The 24,675-nt window shown below is 71.2% G+C and carries 23 protein-coding genes; 7 read left to right on the plus strand and 16 right to left on the minus strand.

Annotated elements, in window-relative coordinates; translation table 11 throughout:
• Positions 1-29: 29 nt before the first annotated feature.
• A complete protein-coding gene (locus MMF93_RS07455) occupies positions 30-1,304 on the minus strand; it encodes a YeeE/YedE family protein (RefSeq protein WP_242750289.1) in 1,275 nt (424 codons plus the stop codon).
• Between the two features lie 510 nt (positions 1,305-1,814).
• Complete coding sequence (locus MMF93_RS07460) at positions 1,815-3,404, minus strand: hypothetical protein (RefSeq protein ID WP_242750291.1); 1,590 nt, start codon at positions 3,402-3,404, stop codon at positions 1,815-1,817.
• A 401-nt stretch (positions 3,405-3,805) separates the two neighbouring features.
• Here MMF93_RS07460 and MMF93_RS07465 point away from each other — a divergent pair, with 401 nt between their 5' ends.
• Complete coding sequence (locus MMF93_RS07465) at positions 3,806-5,650, plus strand: endonuclease/exonuclease/phosphatase family protein (protein WP_242757342.1); 1,845 nt, start codon at positions 3,806-3,808, stop codon at positions 5,648-5,650.
• 86 nt (positions 5,651-5,736) lie between these two features.
• On the opposite strand, the gene MMF93_RS07470 is transcribed toward MMF93_RS07465, so the two are convergent.
• The 13 genes from MMF93_RS07470 to MMF93_RS07530 form a co-directional block, all read right to left on the minus strand.
• Entirely contained in the window at positions 5,737-6,708 is a 972-nt protein-coding gene (locus tag MMF93_RS07470) for an EI24 domain-containing protein (protein ID WP_242750292.1), read from the minus strand.
• Between the two features lie 67 nt (positions 6,709-6,775).
• Positions 6,776-7,765, minus strand: a complete 990-nt coding sequence (dapD, locus tag MMF93_RS07475; protein ID WP_242750294.1) for a 2,3,4,5-tetrahydropyridine-2,6-dicarboxylate N-succinyltransferase — start codon at positions 7,763-7,765, stop codon at positions 6,776-6,778.
• A gap of 54 nt (positions 7,766-7,819) precedes the next feature.
• A complete protein-coding gene (locus MMF93_RS07480; RefSeq protein WP_242750296.1) occupies positions 7,820-8,377 on the minus strand; it encodes a TetR/AcrR family transcriptional regulator in 558 nt (185 codons plus the stop codon).
• Positions 8,377-8,697 carry a DMT family transporter gene (locus MMF93_RS07485; RefSeq protein ID WP_242750298.1) on the minus strand — a complete coding sequence of 107 codons (321 nt, stop codon included), beginning with the start codon at positions 8,695-8,697 and terminating at the stop codon, positions 8,377-8,379. The genes MMF93_RS07480 and MMF93_RS07485 overlap by 1 nt, the downstream gene beginning before the upstream one ends.
• A gap of 68 nt (positions 8,698-8,765) precedes the next feature.
• On the minus strand, positions 8,766-9,140 hold the full coding sequence (locus MMF93_RS07490) for a VOC family protein (protein ID WP_242750300.1): 375 nt from the start codon (positions 9,138-9,140) through the stop codon (positions 8,766-8,768).
• Positions 9,141-9,254: 114 nt separating this feature from the next.
• On the minus strand, positions 9,255-9,584 hold the full coding sequence (locus MMF93_RS07495; protein WP_027736579.1) for a metal-sulfur cluster assembly factor: 330 nt from the start codon (positions 9,582-9,584) through the stop codon (positions 9,255-9,257).
• Complete coding sequence (gene sufU, locus MMF93_RS07500; protein WP_242750302.1) at positions 9,581-10,087, minus strand: Fe-S cluster assembly sulfur transfer protein SufU; 507 nt, start codon at positions 10,085-10,087, stop codon at positions 9,581-9,583. Before sufU ends, MMF93_RS07495 begins: the two co-directional genes overlap by 4 nt.
• A 9-nt stretch (positions 10,088-10,096) precedes the next feature.
• Positions 10,097-11,353, minus strand: coding sequence for a cysteine desulfurase (locus MMF93_RS07505; RefSeq protein ID WP_242750304.1), 1,257 nt, complete (start codon positions 11,351-11,353; stop codon positions 10,097-10,099).
• Positions 11,350-12,114, minus strand: coding sequence for a Fe-S cluster assembly ATPase SufC (gene sufC / locus MMF93_RS07510; protein ID WP_114017015.1), 765 nt, complete (start codon positions 12,112-12,114; stop codon positions 11,350-11,352). The genes MMF93_RS07505 and sufC overlap by 4 nt, the downstream gene beginning before the upstream one ends.
• A 7-nt stretch (positions 12,115-12,121) precedes the next feature.
• Complete coding sequence (locus tag MMF93_RS07515) at positions 12,122-12,460, minus strand: non-heme iron oxygenase ferredoxin subunit (RefSeq protein WP_242750306.1); 339 nt, start codon at positions 12,458-12,460, stop codon at positions 12,122-12,124.
• Positions 12,457-13,638 (minus strand): Fe-S cluster assembly protein SufD, encoded by a 1,182-nt coding sequence (sufD, locus tag MMF93_RS07520; protein ID WP_242750308.1) that lies wholly within the window; start codon positions 13,636-13,638, stop codon positions 12,457-12,459. Before sufD ends, MMF93_RS07515 begins: the two co-directional genes overlap by 4 nt.
• A gap of 138 nt (positions 13,639-13,776) precedes the next feature.
• Positions 13,777-15,198, minus strand: a complete 1,422-nt coding sequence (sufB, locus tag MMF93_RS07525; RefSeq protein WP_242750310.1) for a Fe-S cluster assembly protein SufB — start codon at positions 15,196-15,198, stop codon at positions 13,777-13,779.
• A complete protein-coding gene (locus MMF93_RS07530; protein ID WP_242750312.1) occupies positions 15,195-16,148 on the minus strand; it encodes a helix-turn-helix transcriptional regulator in 954 nt (317 codons plus the stop codon). The genes sufB and MMF93_RS07530 overlap by 4 nt, the downstream gene beginning before the upstream one ends.
• Before the next feature lie 173 nt (positions 16,149-16,321).
• Here MMF93_RS07530 and MMF93_RS07535 point away from each other — a divergent pair, with 173 nt between their 5' ends.
• From MMF93_RS07535 to MMF93_RS07550, 4 genes are all read left to right on the plus strand, one after another.
• Positions 16,322-17,248: an ABC transporter ATP-binding protein gene (locus tag MMF93_RS07535; protein ID WP_242750314.1), complete on the plus strand. Its 927-nt coding sequence runs from the start codon at positions 16,322-16,324 to the stop codon at positions 17,246-17,248.
• A 175-nt stretch (positions 17,249-17,423) separates the two neighbouring features.
• Positions 17,424-18,212 (plus strand): ABC transporter permease, encoded by a 789-nt coding sequence (locus MMF93_RS07540; RefSeq protein WP_242750316.1) that lies wholly within the window; start codon positions 17,424-17,426, stop codon positions 18,210-18,212.
• A 78-nt stretch (positions 18,213-18,290) separates the two neighbouring features.
• The gene (locus tag MMF93_RS07545) at positions 18,291-19,355 is read left to right on the plus strand and encodes a COX15/CtaA family protein (RefSeq protein WP_242750318.1); all 1,065 of its coding nucleotides are present in this window, start codon (positions 18,291-18,293) and stop codon (positions 19,353-19,355) included.
• A gap of 129 nt (positions 19,356-19,484) precedes the next feature.
• Positions 19,485-19,802 (plus strand): hypothetical protein, encoded by a 318-nt coding sequence (locus tag MMF93_RS07550; RefSeq protein ID WP_242750320.1) that lies wholly within the window; start codon positions 19,485-19,487, stop codon positions 19,800-19,802.
• A 120-nt stretch (positions 19,803-19,922) separates the two neighbouring features.
• On the opposite strand, the gene MMF93_RS07555 is transcribed toward MMF93_RS07550, so the two are convergent.
• Entirely contained in the window at positions 19,923-20,882 is a 960-nt protein-coding gene (locus MMF93_RS07555; RefSeq protein ID WP_114020879.1) for a heme o synthase, read from the minus strand.
• Between the two features lie 473 nt (positions 20,883-21,355).
• On the opposite strand from MMF93_RS07555, the gene tkt reads away from it, so the two are divergent.
• Complete coding sequence (tkt, locus tag MMF93_RS07560; RefSeq protein WP_242750322.1) at positions 21,356-23,431, plus strand: transketolase; 2,076 nt, start codon at positions 21,356-21,358, stop codon at positions 23,429-23,431.
• Positions 23,432-23,552: 121 nt separating this feature from the next.
• Positions 23,553-24,671, plus strand: a complete 1,119-nt coding sequence (gene tal / locus MMF93_RS07565; protein ID WP_242750324.1) for a transaldolase — start codon at positions 23,553-23,555, stop codon at positions 24,669-24,671.
• Positions 24,672-24,675 lie beyond the last annotated feature (4 nt).

Genomic DNA, 24,675 nt, shown 5'->3' on the forward strand with positions numbered 1-24,675 from the left:
GGGGGCCGGAGCGGACGGCGGCGAGCCGCTCAGCACACGCCGTCGCCGGGCTTCGGATTGGCGAGTGCGACGTACGGGCGCAACCGCAGCCCCACCCAGGTGCCGACCAGCGCGGCGGCACCCCAGAGCCAACCGTGCAGGCTACCCGACGCGATCCCGGCGAGGTACGCGCCGATGTTGCAGCCGCCCGCCATGCGTGCGCCGACGCCCATCAGGACACCGCCGAGGACCGCGGCTGAGGCCGTGCGCCACGCGACGCCCCTGTGCCAGGTCCACACGCCGCCCGCGGCCGCGGCCACGGCGGCGCCGATCATGATGCCGATGTCGGTGAGGCTGGTCTTGTCGGCGAGCACCGGCCCTGCCAGGGCCTCGGCGTTGCCGGGCTGCCGCCAGTACGCCCAGCTCTCGGGCGAGCCGCCGAGCGCCCCCACGATCTTGGACCCCCACAGGGCGAACGCGCTGGTCACACCCCACGCGCCACCGGAGACCAGCAGCACGGCCGCGCCCAGCACTGCGAGGACCAGCGCTCCGGCAGCCAGCGGCCAGGAGCCGCGCACGACGCGGAGCAGACCACCGCGCGCGGACGGCGGCACGCCCACGGGCGGCGGGTTGCGGCGGGCCTGCACCCGGCGCGAGACCAGCACCACGAGCGCCAGCAGCACCAGCGTCACCGCCAGGGAGCCCGCCCAGCCGAGGTGGTCGGAGAAGAGCACCGGGTCGACGGCGGGCAGGTCGCTCCACAGCCCGTACTGCCAGGCGGCGAGCGTCGAGCCGAGAACGAAGCCGCCCAGCGTCAGCACGATGGTGCTCTGCCCCGACCCGACGGCGAAGAGCGTGCCGGAGGCGCACGCGCCGCCGAGCTGCATGCCGACGGCGAAGAGGAAGGCGCCCAGCAGCAGGCCCACGCCGATCGGTCCCGCGCTGGGGGCGGGAGCCGCTCCGAACAGACCCGTTCCGGTGCCGATGATCAGCGCGAACAGGGTGGCGGTCGTTCCGAGCAGGAGGGCGTGGGCCCGCAGGCCCGTGCCGTTGCCGACGGCGATCAGCTGCCGCCAGGCCGAGGTGAAGCCGAAGCGGGAGTGGAAGAGGCCGACGCCGAGGCCGAGGCCGAGGAGCAGCAGGACGCCCGGCTTGGTGCCGTGCGCGGCCCACACGTAGCCGGTCAGCCCCAGGCCGAGCAGCAGTGCGATGACGAGCGGCAGCCGCCGCACGGCCGGCGCGGCGGGAGCTTCAGGCGCGGGCAGCCGGGTCGGCGCGGGCGCCAGCAGCGCCGTCGTCCGGGCGGAGGGAGGAGCGGTTGTCACAAGGGTCTCCGTGCGCGTACGGGGAGAGGGAGCGAGGGCGGGACGGGGAGAGGGACGGCTGCGCCGACGCCGTCTCGTTCCCGAGCGTCCGCCTCGCGCGTCTCGCGGTACGAGACGCGACCTGGACCCGCGCGGGTACGGAGGGCTGCGCGTGCGCCGTCAGCGACGGGTGCGGCGACAGAGCGCGTCGTCCACGCTCCACGCGGTGGCCGCGAAGAGCGTGAGCGCGAGCGCCAACAGGCACGCTGGTCCGAACATGAGTGCAACGGTAAAGGAAGCCGCCGCCCACGCAGCGTCCCGTCTCGCGAACCGAGACACCTGATGAGACGAGCCCGAAGTGTGGCGCCCGAGGGGGCGCGGGGAACTGCGCGGCCGGCCACCACGCACCGGCACACGGCACGCAAGCCGCAACCAACCACGGCGGGACGCCCGCGCCCCTCCCCCGGCGCGGGCGCGCCGCAACGCCGGGGCGCGCCACCGGGGGAGCCGACGCACACCCCGTGAGGGAATTCAGCGGGAGCGGGCCTTGAAGGCGGCCTTCCTGGCCGCCTTGGCCGCGTGCTTGTCGGGGTGCACCCTGCCCATCGTCTCCAGGACGTCCCCGGTCGCCGGGTGCTCGACCCGCCACGCCTTGTCGAAGAAGCCGGCGTGCTGGTCCACCAGGTCGCGGACGAGGTCGCGGAGCTCCTCCGGCTCACCCGCGGTGGCGACCTGCGCCGCGATCGTGTCGACGGTCAGCCAGAAGACCATGTCCTCGTCGGGCTGCGGCACGTTCGCCGCTCCCCGCTCGGCGAGCCAGACCCGGGCCAGGCCGCCCAGCTCCCGGTCCTCCAGCACCTCGCGGAGGGCGGGTTCGGCCTCCGGCCCGGCCAGGGAGAGCGCCTGCTGGCAGGTGAGCCTGCGTACGGGTGCGGCCTCGTCGGTGCCGCGGGCCGCGGCGAGGAGTTCGCGGGCCGCGCTCAGCGTCCCCTCCTCGTCCCGCGCCGCGAACCAGCCCTCGATCTCGCTGCGCGCGTTGTCCTCGGTGTAGACGGGCAGGGTGGCCAGCAGCCGGTCGGCCCCTGCGCCTGCGAGGTCGCCGACGGCGGGCACCTCCATACCGGCCTCCCGCATGCGGGCCCGTACGCCGTGCAGGCCCAGCGGGGTCAGCCGCACCATCCCGTAGCGGGAGACGTCCTCCTCGTCGAGCTCGCCGCCCAACTCCTCGGCGGCCGCGGCCTCTTCGCCCTCGGCCGCCTCCTGGGTGAGCGCTTCGTCGACCGGGCGGTACTCGACCAGGCCTGTCGGCTCCAGCATGCGGAACTGCTCGTCGAGCCGCATCATCGCCGTGGAGACTTCTTCGAGAACCTCGTCGGTGGGCTCGTCCATGTCCTCGGGGACGATCATGGAGGCGGCCAGCACGGGGAGCGGCACCATCGAGCCCGCGGCGACGGCGGGTTCGGTGGCCGTGAGCAGGTAGAGGTTGCCGAGCGCGCTGTCGAGGGCTTCCCCCTCCTCCTCCGGGTCCCAGTCCATGGCGTCGAGGTCGATGGCGTCGGTGTTGATCTCGCCGTCTTCGCCCACCGCTCCCTCGATACCGCCGAGCAGCTCCTCGAAGCTGGGCGTCGCGGCGTCGGCGAGCACGGTCTCCAGCCCGCCCAGCCACAGCTCCAGGATGTCGGCGGGCGCCGGCATGGCCTCGTCGGGGTCGCCGGTCAGACCGCCGAGTTCGGCCTCGGGCGTGGCCAGGCCCACGGGTTCGTCGCTGCTCGGTTGCCCGTCGTCGGCCGCCCCGCCCTCCTCGTCTTCGTGGTCCTCCCGGTCCTCCTCGATGACGAGCAGTCCGGTGTCGACGGCGAAGTTCCAGGCGTCGGCCGCCAGTGCCGGTGCCTCCTCCTCGCCGCCGAGCCCCAGGTGCGCGGCGGCCTCCTTCAGTTGCTCGGAGAGGAGCTCGCCGCCGGCTCCCACCGGGACCCCCGCTCCCTCGGGCCCGCCGCGGCGCGCCCAGCGGGTGAGTTCCACGGCACGGGCGAGCAGCGGTGCGGCCAGTGCGTCCCGTGCCAGTTCGGCATCGGAGGGCAGCCGTACAGGCGGCAGGGTGGGACGGTCGTCACCGGTCATGTGCGGGTTCATCTCCTACGAGTCCTACAGGTTGCCGGACGGTGCGAGGACCCAGCGTAAACGGGTTCTGTCCACCCGTGCCCGAATCGTGCACCGGGCACGCAACGAAGGGGTGGGGCGGCCGCTCGCCGACCTGTCACGACCTTGACAACCGCCGTTCGCCCGCCATGCTTTACGCGCGTTGACAATGCCGCGCGAGAAGTCCGATCCGCCGTCGCCCCCCACCACACCCGTACGTTCCGCACCGCTCTCGTACGTCCACTCCCGTACGCCCCCCACGCACCCGGAGGCCCTCCGTGCCGTTCCGTACCACCCCCGGACCCACCTCCCGCACCCCCGCCACCGCGAGCCGACCCGACGGGTCCCCCAGCACCTCCTCGCGGTCGGCCAGGACCGCGACGCTGACCGTCGCGGCCGTCTGCGCCACGCTGCTCACGCTCCCCGCGCTTCCGGTCTCGGCGGCCGTACCGGGCGATGACGCGGCCCCTGCACCCCGCATTCACGACATCCAGGGCACCACCAGAGTCTCCCCGCTGGCGGGCCGGCGGGTCGCCGAGGTACCCGGAATCGTCACGGGCGTGCGCGACTTCGGGTCCGCACGCGGCTTCTGGATGCAGGACCCGCACCCGGACCGGAACCCGGCAACCAGCGAGGGTCTCTTCGTCCACACCGGCGAGGAGAGCCCCGGCGTCTCGGTCGGCGACAGCCTGCGTGTCGCGGGCCGGGTCGGCGAGTACTACCCGGGCGGCGAGGAGGCGGGCGGCCAGTCGGTCACCGAACTGACGGACGCCACCTGGGAGGAGTCTCACGAGCGGGGGCGCCCGGGCCCCGGGAAGCTGCCGGCCGCCTTCCGGCTCACCCCGCGCTCGGTGCCCGCGGCCTACGCCCCCGACGCCGGCGGGGACAGTATCGAGAATCTGCGCCTGCGGCCCGACCGGTACGCGCTGGACCGCTACGAGGCGCTGGAGGGCATGCGCGTCGCCGTCCGCGACGCCCGGGTCACCGGTCCCACCTCCCCCTACCACGACCTGTGGGTGACCACCGACCGGCGCCAGAACCCGACACCGCGGGGCGGCACCCTCTACGGCTCGTACGGCGACCAGAACGGCGCCCGCGTGAAGGTCTCCTCCCTCCTGCCGCTTCAGGAACACCCCTTCCCCCAGGCGAACGTCGGCGACGAGCTGCGCGGCACCACCGAGGGCCCGCTCGACTACGACCAGTTCGGCGGCTACACCCTGCGCGCCACCACGCTCGGCTCCCACCGCGACCACCATCTGGAGCGCGAGCGCACGCGCGCGCAGCGGCCCGACGAGCTGGCGGTGGCCACCTACAACGTGGAGAACCTCTCCCCCGCCTCGGAGCCCGCCAAGTTCCGGCGCCTCGCCGACGGGCTGGTCACCAACCTCTCCTCGCCCGACATCGTCACCGTCGAGGAGGTGCAGGACGACACGGGCCCGAAGGACGACGGCACGGTCGGCGCGGACCGGACCCTGGCGATGCTCACCGAGGCCGTCGAGAAGGCGGGCGGCCCCTCCTACGAGTGGCGTCAGATAGACCCGGTCGACCAGGCGGACGGCGGCCAGCCCGGCGGCAACATCCGCGTCGCCTTCCTCTACAACCCCGAGCGGGTCTCCTTCACCGACCGCCCCGGCGGGGACGCGACGACGCCCGTGCGGGTGGTCGGCAAGGGCGGCGAGCCCGCACTGTCCGCCTCGCCGGGACGCATCGCGCCGCAGGACCCGGCCTGGAAGGCCAGCCGCAAGCCGCTGGCGGGCGAGTTCCGCTTCCGGGGCCGCACGGTGTTCGTGGTCGCCAACCACTTCAGTTCCAAGGGCGGCGGCGATCTGGAGGGCGACCAGCCGATGGAGGGCAGGTTCCAGCCGCCCGCCCGGCACTCGGAGCCGCAGCGGGTCGAACAGGGCAGGCTGCTGAACGCGTTCGTGCGGGACATCCGAGCACGCGACCGCGAGGCCGTCGTCGTCGCGGGCGGCGACTTCAACGACTTCCCCTTCTCGCCCACACTGGACGCCCTGCGCTCAGGCCACGCCCTCACCAGCCCCATGAACCGGTTGCCCGCGGACGAGCGCTACGGCTACGTCTTCAACGGCAACTCCCAGACGCTGGACCACCTGCTCACCAGTCCCGGCGCGGGCCGCCCCGAGTACGACATCGTCCACCTCAACGCCGAGTTCGCCGACCAGATCAGTGACCACGACCCGTCGGTGGTCCGCATCCGGCGCCGCTGAACCCGTACGACCGCTGACCCCGTACGTCCGCTGAACCTGTACGGCGACCGAGCCCGTAAGGCCGCCGCTCCCGTGCGGCCGCCGCCTCAGCGCGGCGGCCGCTGGGGGTGGTAGGGGCCGGGCTGGGCGTACGGGTTGCCGGGCGGCTGGGCGTACGGAGCTCCGGGCGGCTGGGTGTGCGGGCCCGGCTGAGCGGAGGGGCCCGGCTGGGCCTGTGGCGGCTGCTGGAGGTGCGGTGCGGCGGGCCGGGGCGGTCCCTGGGGGCTCTGGGCCCCGTCGCGGTCCCCCGGCGCGCCCGCCCCTGCGTCCGTACCCCTGCCCGTACCCGTCAGGTCCCGCACCAGCAGCGTCGCGCCGGCGACGGCGCCCGGCATCAGGGGGACGGCCAGCAGCGGCACCAGGAAGGCGAGGGCGAGCGGGACGCCGAACCCGAGGGCCAGCGCCTTGCGGCCCCGCAGCATGCGCAGCCGCTCCCGCACGGGGATGCCCCGGCGCTGCATCGCCACCGAGGTGAGCTCCAGGGCGAGGAAGAACCCCGAGACGCAGAAGCCGAGCACCGGGATGACGGTCTGGCCGAGCACCGGGACGAAGCCGAGCGCGAAGAGCGGGACGGTGAACACGAGAGTGCGCGAGAGCACGAAGAGACTGTCGGTGAGCGAGGTCCACAGCTCGCGCCACAGAGGCTGCTCGACGGCGCCCTCCGGCAGCCCGCCCTCGCTCTCCTCGACCTTCTCCGACAGCTTCTCGTAGAAGGGGTCGCCGATCAGCAGGGCGACGGCGGCGAACGTCACCACCGCCAGCATGAGTACCGCGAGCCACAGCATGACGGCGAAGGCGCCGCGCGTCAGCATCCGCCCCACCGAGCCCCAGTCGTCGGCGAAGGGCGTGGCCCAGGCGGCGATGTCGCCGGCGTAGAAGCCGAGCGCGGTGAGCACGGCGGCGTACAGCACGAGCGTGATGAGCGCGGGCAGCAACCCGAACCCGAACCACCGCCCGCGGCTGAGCACCCACCGCTGTCCCTGCCCCAGATACCGCAGCCCGGCCCCAAGATCGCGCATGCCCGCAAGCCTACGGCCTACGGGCATGCGCACCAGGAGACTGTTACCCGGCCTTCGCGATCGCTGCTCAGTTGTGACTGTGGAGCGCCTCGTTGAGGCCGCCCCACGAGCCGCTGCGCTGGAGCGCCTCGACGGTGCCGGTGACGGAGTTGCGGCGGAAGAGCAGGTTGTCGGCGCCGGACAACTCCAGTGCCTTGACGACGTCGCCGTCCGGCAGCGTGACCCGGGTGCCCGCGGTGACGTAGAGGCCCGCCTCGATGACGCAGTCGTCGCCCAGCGCGATGCCGAGCCCGGCCTCGGCGCCGATCAGGCAGCGCTCACCGACGGAGACGATCTGCTTGCCGCCGCCGGAGAGGGTGCCCATGATCGAGGCGCCGCCGCCCAGGTCGGTGCCGTCACCGAGGACGACGCCCGCGCTGATGCGGCCCTCCACCATGGAGGTGCCCAGGGTGCCCGCGTTGAAGTTGCAGAAGCCCTCGTGCATGACGGTGGTGCCCTCGGCCAGGTGCGCGCCGAGGCGGACGCGGTCGGCGTCGCCGATGCGTACGCCCTTGGGGACGACGTAGTCGGTCATGCGCGGGAACTTGTCCACGCTGGTGACGGCCAGGTGGGTGCCGGAGGCGCGGGCGGCGAGCCGCACCTGCTCGACCCGCTCCACGGGGACGGGGCCGATGTTCGTCCAGGCGACGTTGGCCAGGTGCGCGAACTGGCCGTCCAGGCTCAGCCCGTGCGGCCGTACCAGGCGGTGGCTGAGCAGGTGCAGCCGCAGGTAGACGTCGTGGGCGTCCAGCGGCTTCTCCTCCAGCGAGGAGATGACCGTACGGACGGCCACGATCTCGACGCCGCGGCGGGGGTCCTCGCCGAGTGCCTGGGGCGCGCTCTCGCCGAGGAGCTCGGCGGCGCGCTCGGCGCTCAGCCGCTCGCTGCCCGCGGGTCCGGGCTCGGCGACGAGCTCGGGGCGCGGGAACCAGGTGTCCAGTACGGTGCCGTCGGCGGCGACCGTGGCGAGGCCGGCGGCGACGGCCCCTGTGGTGCGGGGATTGGGTGCTTCGGTCATGTCAGGAACGCTATCCGGAGTGCGCGCGGGATGACGAACCGGTCCGCGTGACGGTCACAGGCCGCTGCCCGGATCGCCGAGCACCCTGGCGAGCGCTCCGCGCACCTCGTCCCGGTCGAAGGGCCGGTCGGTGAGCAGGAACTGGAGCAGCAGCCCGTCGATGAGCGCGACCAGCGCGCGGGCCGTCGCCAGGTCGGCGGTGTGCCGGGAGAGCACCCGCACCATGTCGTCCAGCCACGCGGCGGCCACCGGCTGGAGCAGCGGGCGGCGCAGCGCGGCCAGGTACAGCTCGTACTCCAGCCGGATGCGGCCGCGCCCGCCGGAGGCGTACTCCTCCAGCACGCGCGTCAGCCCGTCCGCCACCGGGACGCCCTCGGCCAGCTCGTCGCTCCAGGACTCGATGGCGGTCTGCGGCTCACTGTTGACCTGCTCCAGAGCGGCGAGCAGCAGGTCGTCGAGGCTGGCGAAGTGGTAGGTGGTCGAGCCGAGCGGCACGTCCGCCTCCGCGGCGACCGTGCGGTGGCTCAGCGCCGCCATCCCCTTCAGTTCCACGATGCGGATGGCCGCGTCGATGATGCGCTGCCTGCGCTCGGGGTCGTACCGCCGCGCCATCAATGCGTCCCTCCCAGGTTCAGGACGACCACCCCGCAGATCACCAGCAGCAGGCCGAGGACCTTCGCGGCGGTGACGGACTCGCCGATGAAGACCATGCCGATCATGGCGATGACCGCGGTGCCGGCGCCCGACCAGATGGCGTACGCCGTTCCGACGGACATCGTCTTGAGGGTGTGCGAGAGCAGCACGAACGCCACCACGTATCCGGCGGCGGTGATCAGCGAGGGCACCAGCTTACTGAAGCCGTCGCTGTACTTCATCGCCGTCGTTCCCAGCACCTCGGCGAGGATCGCTCCCGCGAGCGTCACATAGACCATGCGTACGAGCGTACACAACGATGCGTACGGTTGTACGCAAGAGGGGCTGAAGGGCGGGGCGGCGTGGCTCAGTCCGCGAACGCGATCAGGTTCCGGCGCGGCTTCAGAACGCAGAACTCGTTGCCCTCGGGATCCTGGAGCACGACCCAGCTCCTGCTCTCACCCTGGCCGATGTCGAGGCGCCGGGCACCCAGCGCCAGCAGCCGGGCGACCTCCGCCTCCTGGTCGTCGGGCGCGAGGTCGAAGTGGAGCCGGTTCTTGACGCTCTTGGCGTCCGTCACAGGCATGAAGCAGATGCCGGTGCCGGCCTCGGCGGACGGGCCGATGATCACCTCCCGCTCCTTCTCGGAGAGCACCTGCCACTCCAGCACCCGGCACCAGAACCGGGCGAGCGCGGACAGATCGTGAGCGTCGATGACGAGATGATGCAGCGAAAGGGCCATGCCCCAGGTTCCCCCGGCAGGCATGGCCCTTTCGAACGGTTTTCCGCGAACGGTTTTCCGTGAACGGACTTCCGCGCACGGACTTCCGCGCACGGTTTTCCGTGCGGCGCGCGCTCAGACGTTGAAGCCCAGCGCCCGCAGCTGCTCGCGGCCGTCGTCGGTGATCTTGTCCGGGCCCCACGGGGGCATCCAGACCCAGTTGATCTTGAGCTCGTTGACGATGCCCTCGGTGGCGGACTGCGCCTGGTCCTCGATGACGTCGGTCAGCGGACAGGCCGCCGAGGTGAGCGTCATGTCGATGGTCGCGCTGTTCGCGTCATCGACGTGGATTCCGTAGATCAGGCCGAGGTTGACGACGTCGATGCCCAGCTCGGGGTCGACGACGTCCATGAGCGCCTCGCGAACCTCTTCCTCGCTCGCGGGCTTGGTGGTCATCTCGGTCATGCCGTCTTCTCCTTGGCCGAGTCGGCTTCGGTCGTACCCAGCGCCTGCGCCGTCGCTTCCTCCCCGCTGAACGCCTTCGCCGTCGCGTCCTTCCAGGCCATCCAGCTCAGCAGCGCGCACTTCACCCGCGCCGGGTACTTCGAGACCCCGGCGAACGCCACGGCGTCCTCCAGCAGGTCCTCCATGTGCTCGTCCGGCTCCAGCTGGCCCCTGGACTGCATCAGCTCCAGGAACTTCTCCTGAATGCCGCGGGCCTCGGACAGCTCCTTGCCGACCAGCAGCTCGTTGAGCACCGAGGCGCTGGCCTGGCTGATGGAGCAGCCCTGCCCGTCGTACGACACGTCCTCGATCCTGTCGCCGTCGTACCGCACCCGCAAGGTGATCTCGTCGCCGCACGTCGGATTGACGTGGTGCACCTCGGCGTCGCCGTCGCGCAGCCCACGCCCGTGCGGGTTCTTGTAGTGGTCCAGGATCACTTCCTGGTACATCGAGTCCAGCTTCACCGACAGCCCCTAAGCGAAGAAGTTCCGTACGTGCTCCAGGCCGTCCGCCAGGGCGTCCACCTCGGCGGGCGTGGAGTACAGATAGAACGACGCTCGCGTCGTCGCGGGAATTCCGTACCGCAGGCAGACCGGGCGGGCGCAGTGGTGCCCGACCCGGACGGCGATGCCCTGCTCGTCCAGCACCTGGCCCACGTCGTGCGGGTGGATGTCACCGAGCGTGAAGGAGATCGTCGCACCGCGGTCCTCGGCCGTGGCAGGCCCGATGATCCGCAGGTCCGGGATCTCCCGGAGCCGGCGCACCGCGTACTGGGTCAGCGCCTGCTCGTGCTGGTGGATGCGGTCCATCCCGATCGCCGACAGGTAGTCCACCGCCGCGCCCAGTCCGACGGCCTGCGCGACCGGCGGGGTGCCCGCCTCGAACTTGTGCGGCGCCGGAGCGTACGTCGACGAGTGCATCGTGACGGTCTCGATCATCTCCCCGCCGCCCAGGAAGGGCGGCAGGTCGTTGAGCAGCTCCTGGCGGCCCCACAGCACGCCGATGCCGGTCGGGCCGCACATCTTGTGCCCGGTGAAGGCCACGAAGTCGGCCTGGAGCGCCTGCACGTCCAGCACCATGTGCGGCGCCGCCTGGGAGGCGTCCACCACCACCAGAGCGCCCACCTCCTGCGCCCGCCGCACGATGTCCTCGACGGGGTTGAAGGTGCCCATGATGTTGGAGACGAGCGTGAGCGCGACCACCTTGGTCTGCTCCGTGATCAGCTCCTCGATCCCGGCCAGGTCGAGACGGCCCTCGTCGGTGAGCCCGAACCACTTCAGCTTCGCGCCCGTGCGCTGCGACAGCAGCTGCCACGGGACGATGTTGGAGTGGTGCTCCATCTCCGTGATGACGATCTCGGTGTCCCGCTCCACGCGGTAGGGCTCGTCGGCCCAGCCGAGCATGTTCGCCACCAGGTTCAGCGACTCCGAGGCGTTCTTGGTGAAGATCACCTCGTCGCGGCTGGGCGCGTTGATGAACGCGGCGACCTTGTCGCGCGCGCCCTCGTACAGCGCCGTCGCCTCCTCCGCCAGCACGTGCACGCCACGGTGGACGTTGGCGTTGTGCTTCTCGTAGTAGTCGGCCAGCGCGTCGAGCACCTGGGTCGGCTTCTGCGAGGTCGCGGCGTTGTCCAGGTAGACGAGCTTGTGCCCGTCGTGCACCTGGCGCTCCAGGATGGGGAAGTCCTTACGGATGGCCTCGGTGTCCAGCAGGCCCGGGAGCTGTGTCACGCAGTGGCACCACCCTTCACGTACTGCTCGTAGCCCTCTTCCTCCAGCTTGTCGGCCAGCTCGGGACCGCCGGACTCGGCGATCCGGCCCTTGGCGAACACGTGCACGTGGTCGGGCTTGATGTAGCGGAGGATGCGGGTGTAGTGCGTGATCAGCAGGGTGCCGACCTCGCCCGACTCGCGGACGCGGTTGACGCCCTCGGAAACGATGCGCAGCGCGTCCACGTCGAGCCCGGAGTCGGTCTCGTCCAGGATCGCGATCTTCGGCTTGAGCAGCTCCAGCTGGAGGATCTCGTGGCGCTTCTTCTCGCCGCCGGAGAAGCCCTCGTTCACGTTGCGCTCGGCGAACTTCGGGTCGATGGAGAGCCGCTCCATGGCCTCCTTGACCTCCTTGACCCACGTCCGCAGCTTGGGGGCCTCACCGCGGATGGCGGTGGCGGAGGTGCGCAGGAAGTTGGAGACGGAGACACCGGGGACCTCGACCGGGTACTGCATGGCGAGGAAGACGCCGGCGCGGGCGCGCTCGTCGACGGACATCTCCAGGACGTCTTCGCCGTCGAGCTTCACGGAGCCGCCGGTGATCGTGTACTTGGGGTGACCGGCCAGCGAGTAGGCCAGGGTGGACTTGCCGGAGCCGTTCGGGCCCATGATCGCGTGCGTCTCGCCCTGCTTCACGGTCAGGTCGACGCCACGCAGGATCTCGTTGGGGCCGCCTTCAGTTTCGACGGAGACGTGCAGGTCGTTGATCTCAAGCGTTGCCATGGGGGCTTCAGGACTCCTGTGTGACGGAGACGAGCACTGCCGCATCGGGGCCGTCTCCTTCGATCTTTACGGGGTACACGGGCACGGGACGGGTGGCGGGCAGACCGGAGGGCTTGCCGGTCCGCAGATCGAAACGCGAGCCGTGCAGCCAGCACTCGATCATGCAGTCCTCCACGTCGCCCTCGGACAGCGACACGTTCGCGTGCGAGCAGATGTCGTTGATGGCGAAGACCTCGCCGTCGGTACGGACGAGAGAGACCGGGACGCCGCCCAGCTCCACCCGCAGCGGGGTGTCCTCCTCCAGCTCGCCGAGTGAGGCGACGCGTGCGAAGCCTTCCTCGCTCATGAGACGGACGCCTCCAGCTCGGCCTCGATCTTGGCGAGCAGCCGCTCCTCCACGTCCGGGAGGCCGACCTGCTGCACGAGCTCGGCGAAGAAGCCGCGCACCACCAGGCGGCGGGCCTCCTGCTCGGAGATGCCGCGCGCCATCAGGTAGAACAACTGCTCGTCCTCGAAACGGCCGGTCGCCGAGGCGTGTCCGGCACCCACGATCTCGCCGGTCTCGATCTCCAGGTTCGGCACCGAGTCGACGCGCGAGCCGTCGGTCAGCACCAGGTTCCGGTTGAGCTCGTAGGTGTCGGTGCCGGTGGCGTCCGCCTGGATGAGTACGTCACCGATCCACACCGCGTGCGCGTCGTCGCCCTGGAGCGCGCCCTTGTAGGCGACGTTGCTGCGGCAGTTCGGCGTGTCGTGGTCGACCAGCAGGCGGTGCTCCTGGTGCTGGCCCGCGTCGGTGAAGTACAGCCCGTACAGCTCGGCCTCACCGCCGGGGCCCGCGTAGGTCACGCGCGGGTTGAGCCGCACCACGTCGCCGCCGAAGGTGACCACGACGGACTTGAACGTCGCGTCGCGGCCGACCAGCGCGTTGTGCTGCGAGCAGTGCACGGCGGTGTCGTCCCAGTCCTGCACCGAGACCACGGTCACCTTCGCGCCGTCGCCGAGGACGAACTCGACGTTGGCCGAGCGCACCGCGTCACCCGTGTGGTCGATGACGATGACGGCCTCGGCGAAGGCGCCGACGTCGAAGACCGTGTGCCCGTAGGACACGCCGCCCTCGCCGTGCAGGCTCACCCGCACAGGCTCGGTCAGCACCGCGTCCTTGGGCACCGAGATGACGGAGGCCTTCTCGAAGGAGGAGAACGCCTGGGCCGCCACCCGGTCCACCGGCTTGCCGGCCCGGCCGACGCGCGCGTCGTCACGCCCGACGGCCTCGACGGTGACGCCGTCGGGCGCGGACACGTCGGTCTTGATGCCGCCCGACGCCTGCGCCGTACCGTCGTGCAGGCCCTTGAGCCGGTCCAGCGGAGTGAAGCGCCACTCCTCCTCGCGGCCGTGCGGCACCGGGAAGTCCGCCACGTCGAAGGACGGCGGGGCGCTCATCCTCGTGGCGGTGGTGGACTCTGCGGCCACCGCGATGGCTCCGGAGGTGTTGGACCCACCGGGGATTGTCTGGGCCTCAGCCATGGCTGTCGTGTTGCTCGCTTTCTTGGGTCAAGTCCAGGAAGTCCCCCCGCGCGCCGCGGCGCGCGGCCGCGGCGGCGAGGGTCCGGCCCGCTGCGCGAGGGGCCGGGGAGGAAGGTGCGGCTCGGTGCCGGGGCGGCACTAGCCCACCGCGCCTTCCATCTGCAGCTCGATCAGCCGGTTCAGCTCCAGCGCGTACTCCATCGGCAGCTCCTTGGCGATCGGCTCGACGAAGCCGCGCACGATCATCGCCATGGCCTCGTCCTCGGCCAGACCGCGGCTCATCAGGTAGAAGAGCTGGTCGTCGCTGACCTTGGAGACCGTCGCCTCGTGGCCCATCGTCACGTCGTCCTCGCGGACGTCGACGTAGGGGTAGGTGTCCGAGCGCGAGATGGTGTCGACCAGCAGCGCGTCGCACAGCACGTTGGACTTGGAGCCCTCGGCGCCCTCGCCGATCTCGATGAGACCGCGGTAGGAGGTGCGGCCGCCGCTGCGCGCCACCGACTTGGAGACGATGTTGGAGGAGGTGCGCGGGGCCATGTGGACCATCTTGGCGCCCGCGTCCTGGTGCTGGCCCTCGCCGGCGAAGGCGACGGACAGCGTCTCACCCTTGGCGTGCTCACCCATGAGGTAGACCGCCGGGTACTTCATCGTCACCTTGGAGCCGAGGTTGCCGTCGACCCACTCCATGGTCGCGCCCTCGTAGGCCACGGCGCGCTTGGTGACCAGGTTGTAGACGTTGTTCGACCAGTTCTGGATCGTCGTGTAGCGGCAGCGGCCGCCCTTCTTGACGATGATCTCCACGACGGCCGAGTGCAGCGAGTCCGAGTCGTAGATCGGCGCGGTGCAGCCCTCGACGTAGTGCACGTAGGCGTCCTCGTCGACGATGATCAGCGTCCGCTCGAACTGGCCCATGTTCTCCGTGTTGATCCGGAAGTAGGCCTGGAGCGGGATGTCGACGTGGACGCCCGGCGGGACGTAGATGAAGGAGCCGCCGGACCACACCGCCGTGTTCAGCGCGGCGAACTTGTTGTCGCCGGCCGGGATGACGGTGCCGAAGTGCTCCTGGAACAGCTCGGGGTGCTCGCGCAGCGCCGTGTCCGTGTCCAGGAAGAGGACGCCCTGCTTCTCCAGGTCCTCGCGGATCTGGTGGTAGACGACCTCCGACTCGTACTGCGCGGCGACACCGGCGACCAGGCGCTGCTTCTCCGCCTCGGGGATGCCGAGCTTGTCGTAGGTGTTCTTGATGTCCTCGGGCAGGTCCTCCCAGGACTGGGCCTGCTTCTCGGTGGACCGGACGAAGTACTTGATGTTGTCGAAGTCGATGCCCGACAGGTCCGAGCCCCAGTTCGGCATCGGCTTCTTCTCGAAGAGCTTGTGGCCCTTGAGGCGGAGCTTGAGCATCCAGTCGGGCTCGTTCTTCTTCTCCGAGATGTCGCGGACGACATGCTCGGAGAGGCCGCGCTTGGCGGCGGCGCCCGCGGCGTCGGAGTCGGCCCAGCCGTACTCGTACTTGCCCAGCCCCTCGAGCTCGGGGTGAGCAGTCTCTGTAGGAGCAGTCATGCGGGGTTCCTCCCGGCCTCGTTCGCATGGGTGGCGGTGCTGCTGGTCTTGCTGGTCTTGGGCGGTATCGCGGTGGTGGGTGGTGCTGAGGTCTGCGGTGGTGCTGGGGCCTGCGGCCGCGGCGGGTGTTTCTGCGCCGCGGTCTTCGGCTGTGCCCCCGGGACGAAGGTCGTACACACCCCGTCGCCGTGCGCGATGGTCGCCAGACGCTGGACGTGCGTGCCGAGCAGGCGGGAGAAGACCTCCGTCTCCGCCTCGCACAGCTGGGGGAACTGCTCGGCCGTATGAGCCACCGGGCAGTGGTGCTGGCACAGCTGCTCGCCCGCCTGTGCGGGGGCCTCCCGCGCCGTGGCAGCGTACCCGTCCTCGGACAGGGCACGCGCCAGCGCCCGCGCGCGGTCCTTTGGGGGCACTCCGGCGAGCGCCGCGTGGTACTTCTCGGCCTGCGCCTCGACGCGGGCCCGCGCGAAAGCGGCGATCGCCGCCTCGCCGACCTCTCCGCCGCCCGCCTGCTGGGCGATCCACCGCAGCGCGTCGGCGGCGAGCTCGTCGTACGCCTGGTCGAAGGCGTCCCGGCCGCAGTCGGTGAGGGCGAACACCTTGGCGGGCCGCCCCCTGCCCCGCGAGCCGTAGACCCGCTTCGCGCGGGCCTCCACGACGCCCTCACCGGTGAGCGCGTCGAGATGCCGGCGGACGGCCGCCTGCGTCAGCTCCAGGCGCAACGCCACCTCGGCCGCGGTGGACGGTCCGTGATCGAGAAGGGAGCGGGCGACCTTGTTCCGCGTGCCGGGCTGCTCGTCCTGCGCCGCCTGGGACGCGGGGGCGGGCTGCGCCGACTGCGGGACCTGGGCCGGCCGCGGGGGCACACCCTCGGCCGCCCGCACCGTGTGCGTCGTCCGCGATGTGGAGGAGCCGGACACGGCGGCCTCGCCGGTGGCCGCTGCGGCCATCGGTCGGTCCCCCCGAGCCTCGTCCCTCTTTTTCACAACGCCATTGTTGCTTAATTCGCCGGAACCCGGCAAGCGCCGCCTGTGACCAGTCACAATGGGGTGCGTCACGTAAGGCGGACCTAACCCGTAAACCCCCGGGCGGCGCGCCCGTGGCCGCTCCTTAGACTGCGTCCATGCACAATGCAGCGGCGCTCGAGGTCGCGGGGCTGGTGAAGCGGTACGGCGACAAGACCGCCGTCGACGGACTCGACCTGACCGTCGAGCGCGGCACCGTCACCGCCTTCCTCGGCCCCAACGGCGCGGGCAAGACCACCACCGTCGAAACCTGCGAGGGCTACCGCCGTCCGGACGACGGCACCGTCCGGGTGCTCGGCCTCGACCCCGTCACCCAGGGGAGCGAGCTGCGGCCCCGGATCGGCGTCATGCTGCAGAGCGGCGGCATCTACCCCACCGCGCGCGCCGAGGAGACGCTGCGCCACATGGCGACACTGCACGCCCACCCGCTGGACGTGCCGGCGCTCATGGAGCGCCTCGGCCTGGGCAGCTGCGGCCGTACGCCCTACCGCCGGCTGTCCGGCGGCCAGCAGCAGCGCCTGGCGCTGGCCCTCGCCCTGGTCGGACGCCCCGAACTGGTCTTCCTGGACGAGCCCACCGCCGGGCTCGACCCGCAGGCCCGCCACGCCACCTGGGACCTCGTGCGCGACCTGCGCGCCGACGGGGTCACCGTGCTGCTGACCACGCACCACATGGAAGAGGCCGAGGAGCTGTCGGACGAGGTCGCCATCGTCGACGGCGGCAAGGTCATCGCCCAGGGCCCACCCGACGTCCTGTGCAAGGGCGGCGCCGAGAACACCCTCCGCTTCGCCGGGCGCCCGGGACTCGACCTCCCCTCCCTGCTCAAGGCCCTCCCCACCGGAACCGAAGCGGTCGAGCTCCACCCGGGCAGCTACCGCCTGACCGGAACGGTCGACCCCCAGCTGCTCGCCACCGTCACCTCCTGGTGCGCCCAGAACGGCGTGCTGCCTGACCGCATCGCGGTGGAGCGCAGAACCCTGGAGGACGTCTTCTTGGAGCTGACGGGGAAGGAGCTGCGCTCGTGAAACGGCACACCCTGACCGGCCGGGGGTCCGGGGGTCGCCCCCCCGGGACATCACAGCCTGGAGCTGACGGGGAAGGAGCTGCGCTCATGAGACGGCACACCCTGACCGGCCGGGGGTCCGGGGGTCGCCCCCCGGGACATCACAGCCTGGAGCTGACGGGGAAGGAGCTGCGCTCATGAGTGGGCGTGCTGCCGCCGGTACGTACGCGCCGGAGCCGGGCGCCGCGCCGCTGTCGCGCATGGTGCGCGCGCAGGCGTGGCTGGAGACGCGGACCCAGTTGCGCAACGGGGAGCAACTGCTGCTGACCGTCATCATCCCGACCCTGCTGCTGGTGCTCTTCAGCGCCGTCGACATCGTCGACATCGTCGACACCGGCGAGGGCTCGCGGGTGGACTTCCTCGCCCCGGGCATCCTCGGCCTGGCCGTCCTGTCGACCGCCTTCACCGGGCAGGCCATCTCCACCGGCTTCGAGCGCCGCTACGGCGTGCTGAAGAGGCTCGGCGCCTCCCCCCTGCCCCGCTGGGGGCTGATGACGGCCAAGACGTGCTCCGTCCTGGTCATCGAGGCCCTCCAGGTGCTGCTGCTGAGCGTGGTGGCGCTCGCCCTGGGCTGGTCGCCGCACGGCAATCCGGCCACCGTGCTGCTCCTGCTCCTGCTGGGCACGGCCGCCTTCTCCGGGCTCGGCCTGCTGATGGCGGGCACGCTCAAGGCGGAGGCGACACTGGCGGGGGCGAACCTCGTCTTCATCCTGCTGCTGGTCGGCGGGGGCGTGATCGTCCCGCTGGACACGTTCCCCGACGCGGCGCAGAGCGCTCTTCGGCTGCTGCCGATCTCCGCCCTTTCCGACGGGCTGCGCGACGTGCTTCAACAGGGGGCCGGCATGCCCTGGGGCGACCTGGCGGTCCTGGCGGTGTGGGCCGTGGTGGGGCTGGGCGCGGCGGCGCGCTTCTTCAAGTGGGAGTGACCGGCCGGGCGGGGGCGCACGACGGCGCCCGGCACCCCCTCGTGAAAGCGCGCACAAGCGGCGCTCTACGATGGCTCCGTGCCGAATCTGCTCGAAGTCGTACGTAACCCCATCGCGTACATCGCCGCGCGCTGGACCCCCTCCCCCCGTACCGTGCAGCGGGCCGCTTTCACCGCGCTGCTGATGAGCATCGTCATCGTGGTGACCGGGGGCGCCGTGCGGCTCACCGGTTCGGGACTCGGGTGCGACACCTGGCCCAAGTGCAGCGACGACAGCCTCACCGCCACCTCGGCGATGGGCATCCACGGCGCCATCGAGTTCGGCAACCGCATGATGACGTGGGTGGTCTCGGCCGCCGTCGGCTGGACCATCATCGCCGTACGGTCGATGAAGCCCGCCCGCAAGGGGCTGAGCCGGCTCGCGTGGTCGCAGTTCTGGGTCGTGATGAGCAACGGCGTCGTCGGCGGCATCACCGTGTGGGTGAAGCTGAACCCGTTCGTGGTGGCCGGCCACTTCCTGGCGGCGATGGCCCTCCTGACGGTCACGACACTCACCTGGCTGCGCACCCGGGAGGGTGAGGCACGGCCCCGCCCGCTGGTGGGCAGCCCCGTCAGGAAGCTCACCTATGTCCTGACCTTCTTCTCCGCCTGCCTCCTGATCGCCGGCACGGTCGTGACGGGCGCCGGGCCGCACGCGGGCGACAGCAGCGACGTGAAGCGCATGCCGGTCGCCGTGGAGCTGGCGACGCAGAGCCACGCCGCGCTGGCCTGGATCGTGGTGGCGCTGGCGGTGCTGCTGTACGTGGGTCTCCGCGTCATGGACGCCCCCAAGGGCCCGCGGAGCACCGCACGCAATCTGATCATCGTCCTGCTCGCCCAGGGCGTCATCGGATACGTGCAGTACGTCACCGACCTCCCCGAGGTGCTCGTCGGCGTGCACCTGCTGGGCTCGACGCTGGTGTGGATCGGCGTCCTGCGGGTGGTGCTGTCGACGCGCGAGCGGGCGCCCCTCGCGGCCACGGCCCCGGAGCCCGAGCCGGGCCAGGGCACCGACGCCGACGCTGCGCCCGCTGCCGCCCCCGCACCGGCTGCCGAGGCGGCCCCGCAGCCCGCGGGCGCGCCGGCGCCGACCGCGGGCCACTGACGACACCCGCCCCCCAGCGCACCCGGCGCACCCGGCGCACCCGGCGCACCCGGCGCGGCCAGGCTCCACGCCGAGGCCGTCGTCCCCGCCCCCTCGCCCCCACCGCTACCCGCCGGTAGCATCTGCCCCATGGCAGCAGACAGCAGTAAGCAGGCGGGCCGGCTCGCCAAGCAGATCAGCGGGTTCGCGAAGCGGCACGGCGGCAGCGCAGAAGCCCAGATCGCCTACGTGGGCCAGCGGGGTTTCCGTATCTCGCTGGTGAGCGCGGACGGCACCTGGGGCGATCTGATGGCGCCCTCGAAGGAAGCGGCCGAGGACGCCGTGCAAGCGGCCGGTGCCACGCTCAAGGAGAGCTTCGACGGCGAGATGGCCGAGCACATGCGCACGGGCCCCTACGAGTGGGAGCGCATGGCCGGTATCCAGGTGGGCGGCCCCGCCAACCGGTAGGAGCGGCGTTCCTCCCGAGCGCGTCCGGCTTCCGCTGTACGACGCCGTCACACGAATGGCTCCCTCCCGCGCGCGGGAGGGAGCCATTCGTGTGACGGACGGAGCGCGGACGAGGGCGCCTCAGCGCAGGAACGGGTCGATGGCCACAGCGGCGAAGACGAGCGACACGTAGGTGATCGACCAGTGGAAGAGGCGCATCTCCTTGAGCTTGGCGCCGGTCAGACCCGCGCGGGCGCGGGCGCGCAGGGCGTGCGCCTCCCAGAGCCACAGCCCGCCGGCCAACACCGCGACCAGGGGGTAGAACCAGCCGACGTACCCCAGCGGCCACAGCAGCAGGGAGACCAGCACCATGATCCAGCTGTAGACGACGATCTGGGTGGCCACGGTGACGTTGCTGGCGATGGCGGGCAGCATCGGTACGCCGACCCGCTGGTAGTCCTCCTTGACCTTCATGGACAGCGGCCAGTAGTGCGGCGGCGTCCAGAAGAACATCACCAGGAAGAGGATGACGGCGGCCCAGCTGACCTCGTTCGTGACGGCGGACCAGCCGATGAAGACGGGCAGGCACCCTGCGATGCCGCCCCACACGATGTTCTGCGACGTACGCCGCTTGAGGAGCATCGTGTAGACGACGACGTAGAAGAGGAGAGCGCCCAACGAGAGGGCGGCCGAGAGCCAGTTGACCAGCAGGCCGAACATCAGGGTGGAGACCAGCGCGAGGCTGATGCCGAAGACCAGGCACTCCCACGGCTTGACCACGCCGGTGACCAGCGGTCGGCGCTCGGTGCGGTGCATGAGCGCGTCGATGTCGCGGTCGATGTACATGTTGAGCGCGTTGGCGCCGCCGGCCGAGAGATAGCCGCCGAGGCAGGTGATCACCACGAGCTGGAGGTCGGGCACGCCCTGAGCCGCCAGGAACATGACCGGGATAGTGGTCATGAGGAGCAGCTCGATGATCCGCGGCTTGGTCAGCTCGATGAACGCCTTCACGCGGGCGCCGAGCGGCCGGTGGCCGCTGGGCTCCAGCGTCCCCGCGGGACGGGATTCGACGGCCGTCACGGACACCCCTGATCGACTCATTAGGAACCAGCGAGCCGACGTCACGGGCACACAGCAGGAAAAGGTGCAGGCCCGGGTCAAGCTCGCGCGTACCACGCCACTTTAGACGCCTGCCATACCTCGCCCGTCATGGGGGGTCGCCCGTGTTGGCCCTCGTCGTGGGCGGTCGGCCCCGCCGTGGCGCCGCTGCGCGGGCCGGGCGCGTCCTGCGAGGTCAGCGCGGCGGGCAGATCCGAGCGCGAATGAGCCGTGTTCGACGGGCGAATCGGGGGAACAGACGTCAGCCTGGGAGTGGGTGCCGCGACGCCCCGGGCAGCCAATCGGTGGGAATAGCACATATCTCTCCCACGTTCTGGTGATTGTCGGCCGGGGCGAGGTGGTGACCACACAGTGACCTGTCGAAAAGTCGCACGTCCCGGCAACGGTACGCTCGACACCGCCCGGTGAGCGCACACACCGGCCATCGAACATGTGGAGAGGAGCCCTGACGCAGGGTGAGCACCAAGCCGACCACCACAGACTTTGAGTGGACCGACCTGGACCAGCAGGCCGTGGACACGGTTCGAGTCCTGGCCATGGATGCCGTGCAGAAGGTCGGTAACGGCCATCCCGGTACGGCCATGAGCCTGGCGCCCGTGGCGTACCTGCTCTACCAGAAGCTGATGCGCCACGATCCGACCGACCCGGACTGGACTGGCCGCGACCGCTTCGTCCTCTCCGCGGGGCACTCCAGCCTCACGCAGTACATCCAGCTCTTCCTGGCCGGCTACGGCCTGGAGATGGACGACCTCAAGTCGTTCCGCACCTGGGGCAGCCGCACGCCCGGCCACCCCGAGCACGGCCACACCGTGGGCGTGGAGACGACGACGGGCCCGCTGGGCCAGGGCGTCTCCAACGCGGTCGGCATGGCGATGGCCGCCCGCTACGAGCGCGGCCTCTTCGACCCGGAGGCGGCCGCGGGCGAATCCCCGTTCGACCACGACATCTGGGTCATCGCCAGCGACGGCGACCTGGAGGAGGGCGTCTCCGCCGAGGCCTCCTCCCTCGCGGGCCACCAGCGGCTGGGCAACCTGATCGTGCTGTGGGACGACAACCACATCTCGATCGAGGGCGACACCGCGACCGCTTTCTCCGAGGACACGCTGCGTCGGTACGAGGCCTACGGCTGGCACGTGCAGCGCGTCGACCAGAAGGAGGACGGCGACCTCGACCCGAAGGGGCTGTACAAGGCCCTCAAGGCGGCGCAGGCCGAGACCGAGCGCCCTTCCTTCATCGCGATGCGCTCCATCATCGCCTGGCCGGCCCCCAACGCGCAGAACACCGAGGCCGCCCACGGCTCGGCCCTGGGCGACGACGAGGTCGCCGCCACCAAGCGCGTGCTGGGCTTCAACCCGGAGAAGGACTTCTTCATCTCCGACGAGGTCTTCGCGCACGTCCGCAAGGCCAGCGACCGCGGGCGCGAGATGCAGACCGCGTGGGACGAGCGGATGGCCGCGTGGCGCGAGGCCAACCCGCAGCGCGCCGCCGAGTTCGACCGCATCCGCGAGGGCCGGCTGCCCGAGGGCTGGGAGAAGGCGCTGCCCGTCTTCCCCGCGGGCGAGTCGGTGGCCACCCGTAAGGCGTCCGGCAGCGTACTCAAGGCGCTCGGCCCCGTGATCCCCGAGCTGTGGGGCGGCTCCGCCGACCTGGCCGGCTCGAACAACACGACGTTCGCGCAGACGTCCTTCCTGCCCGAGGGCAATCCGCTGCCGGGCGCCGACCCGTACGGGCGTACGGTCCACTGGGGCATTCGCGAGCACGCGATGGGTTCGACGATGAACGGCATCGCGCTGCACGGCAACACGCGCGTCTACGGCGGTACGTTCCTGGTCTTCTCCGACTACATGCGCCCTGCCGTCCGGCTCGCCGCGCTGATGAAGGCGCCCGTCACCTACGTGTGGACGCACGACTCCATCGGCCTGGGCGAGGACGGTCCCACGCACCAGCCGGTCGAACACCTGAGCGCGCTGCGCGCCATCCCGGGGCTGAACGTCGTCCGTCCGGCGGACGCCAACGAGACCGCGGAGGCGTGGGCGGAGATCATGCGCCGCCACAGCAGCAACCCGGCGCCGCACGGGCTGGCGCTCACCCGGCAGGGCGTGCCGACCTACGAGGCGAACCCGGCCGCAGCCAAGGGCGGCTACGTGCTGTTCGAGGCGGAAGGCGGCCACCCGCAGATCGTCCTGATGGCGACCGGCTCCGAGGTGCAGCTCGCCGTCACGGCGCGCGAGCAGCTGCAAGAGCAGGGAATCCCGACGCGGGTCGTCTCGATGCCGTGCCTGGAGTGGTTCCAGGAGCAGGAGCAGTCCTACCGCGACAGCGTCCTGCCCCCCAACCTCAAGGCGCGCGTCGCCGTCGAGGCGGGCATCGGGCTGACCTGGCACCGGTACGTCGGCGAAGCGGGCCGCATCGTGTCGCTGGAGCACTTCGGCGCCTCGGCCGACGGCAAGGTGCTCTTCAAGGAGTTCGGTTTCACCGCGGACGCCGTGGAGCTCGCGGCCAAGGAGTCGCTGCAGGCAGCGTCCCGCTGAACCGCCGAGGACTCCCCCGGACCCGTCCGGGAGGTGCCGGCCGGGTGGTCGCTCACCTGAGCGACCACCCGGCGGGCCCCGACACAACGAAAAGCCAACAAGCACAGGAGATGCGAATCCCATGACAGACGCACTGAAGCGCCTTACTGACGAAGGCGTCGCGATCTGGCTGGACGACCTGTCGCGCAAGCGCATCACGTCGGGCAACCTCGGCGAGCTGATCGACGAGCACCACGTGGTCGGCGTGACGACCAACCCGACCATCTTCCAGAAGGCCATCTCGGCAGGCGAGGGCTACGAGCAGCAGGTCTCCGACCTGGCCGCCCGCCGCGTCTCCGTCGAGGAGGCCGTCCGCATGATCACCACGGCGGACGTCCGCGACGCCGCCGACGTGATGCGTCCGGTCTACGACGCGACCGGCGGCAAGGACGGCCGGGTCTCCATCGAGGTCGACCCGCGTCTGGCCCACAACACCAAGGCGACGGTCGCCGAGGCCCGCCAGCTGGCCTGGCTGGTCGACCGGCCCAACACCTTCATCAAGATTCCGGCCACCGAGGCCGGTCTCCCCGCCATCACCGAGACGATCGGCAAGGGCATCAGCGTCAACGTCACGCTGATCTTCTCGCTGGAGCGGTACCGGGCGGTCATGGACGCCTACATGGCGGGCCTGGAGAAGGCCAAGAGCCTGGGCCTCGACCTGTCCGACATCCACTCCGTGGCGTCCTTCTTCGTCTCCCGCGTGGACACCGAGGTCGACAAGCGGCTCGCCGCGCTCGACACCGACGAGGCCAAGGCCCTCAAGAGCAAGGCGGCGGTCGCCAACGCCCGACTGGCCTACCGGGAGTACGAGCAGGTCGTCGCCTCCGACCGCTGGCAGGCCCTGGAGAAGGCCGGCGCCAACCAGCAGCGTCCGCTGTGGGCGTCGACCGGCGTGAAGGACCCCGAGCTGCCCGACACGCTGTACGTGACCCAGCTGGTGGCGCCCAACACGGTCAACACCATGCCGGAGGCCACCCTCCAGGCCGTCGGCGACCACGGCGACAACGAGGGCGACGCGGTCCGCGGCACCTACGAGGACGCGCAGGCCGTGCTCGACGGCATCGCCAAGCTGGGCATCTCCTACGACGACGTCGTCAAGGTGCTCGAGGACGAGGGCGTCCAGAAGTTCGAGGACTCCTGGAAGGACCTGCTCACGTCCACGGAGGCCGAGCTGCAGCGCCTCGCCCCGAAGGAGGCGTAAGCGA

The organism is Streptomyces tubbatahanensis, from assembly GCF_022699385.1.
Taxonomy (GTDB): domain Bacteria; phylum Actinomycetota; class Actinomycetes; order Streptomycetales; family Streptomycetaceae; genus Streptomyces; species Streptomyces diacarni.

Coding starts and splice junctions, on each gene's coding strand:
- MMF93_RS07460 (WP_242750291.1), bottom strand. CDS start 3,404: ATGACCGGTGACGACCGTCCCACCCTGCCGCCTGTACGGCTGCCCTCC.
- MMF93_RS07470 (WP_242750292.1), bottom strand. CDS start 6,708: ATGCGCGATCTTGGGGCCGGGCTGCGGTATCTGGGGCAGGGACAGCGG.
- dapD (WP_242750294.1), bottom strand. CDS start 7,765: ATGACCGAAGCACCCAATCCCCGCACCACAGGGGCCGTCGCCGCCGGC.
- MMF93_RS07480 (WP_242750296.1), bottom strand. CDS start 8,377: ATGGCGCGGCGGTACGACCCCGAGCGCAGGCAGCGCATCATCGACGCG.
- MMF93_RS07485 (WP_242750298.1), bottom strand. CDS start 8,697: ATGGTCTATGTGACGCTCGCGGGAGCGATCCTCGCCGAGGTGCTGGGA.
- MMF93_RS07490 (WP_242750300.1), bottom strand. CDS start 9,140: ATGGCCCTTTCGCTGCATCATCTCGTCATCGACGCTCACGATCTGTCC.
- MMF93_RS07495 (WP_027736579.1), bottom strand. CDS start 9,584: ATGACCGAGATGACCACCAAGCCCGCGAGCGAGGAAGAGGTTCGCGAG.
- sufC (WP_114017015.1), bottom strand. CDS start 12,114: ATGGCAACGCTTGAGATCAACGACCTGCACGTCTCCGTCGAAACTGAA.
- MMF93_RS07515 (WP_242750306.1), bottom strand. CDS start 12,460: ATGAGCGAGGAAGGCTTCGCACGCGTCGCCTCACTCGGCGAGCTGGAG.
- sufD (WP_242750308.1), bottom strand. CDS start 13,638: ATGGCTGAGGCCCAGACAATCCCCGGTGGGTCCAACACCTCCGGAGCC.
- sufB (WP_242750310.1), bottom strand. CDS start 15,198: ATGACTGCTCCTACAGAGACTGCTCACCCCGAGCTCGAGGGGCTGGGC.
- MMF93_RS07530 (WP_242750312.1), bottom strand. CDS start 16,148: ATGGCCGCAGCGGCCACCGGCGAGGCCGCCGTGTCCGGCTCCTCCACA.
- MMF93_RS07535 (WP_242750314.1), top strand. CDS start 16,322: ATGCACAATGCAGCGGCGCTCGAGGTCGCGGGGCTGGTGAAGCGGTAC.
- MMF93_RS07540 (WP_242750316.1), top strand. CDS start 17,424: ATGAGTGGGCGTGCTGCCGCCGGTACGTACGCGCCGGAGCCGGGCGCC.
- MMF93_RS07550 (WP_242750320.1), top strand. CDS start 19,485: ATGGCAGCAGACAGCAGTAAGCAGGCGGGCCGGCTCGCCAAGCAGATC.
- MMF93_RS07555 (WP_114020879.1), bottom strand. CDS start 20,882: ATGAGTCGATCAGGGGTGTCCGTGACGGCCGTCGAATCCCGTCCCGCG.
- tal (WP_242750324.1), top strand. CDS start 23,553: ATGACAGACGCACTGAAGCGCCTTACTGACGAAGGCGTCGCGATCTGG.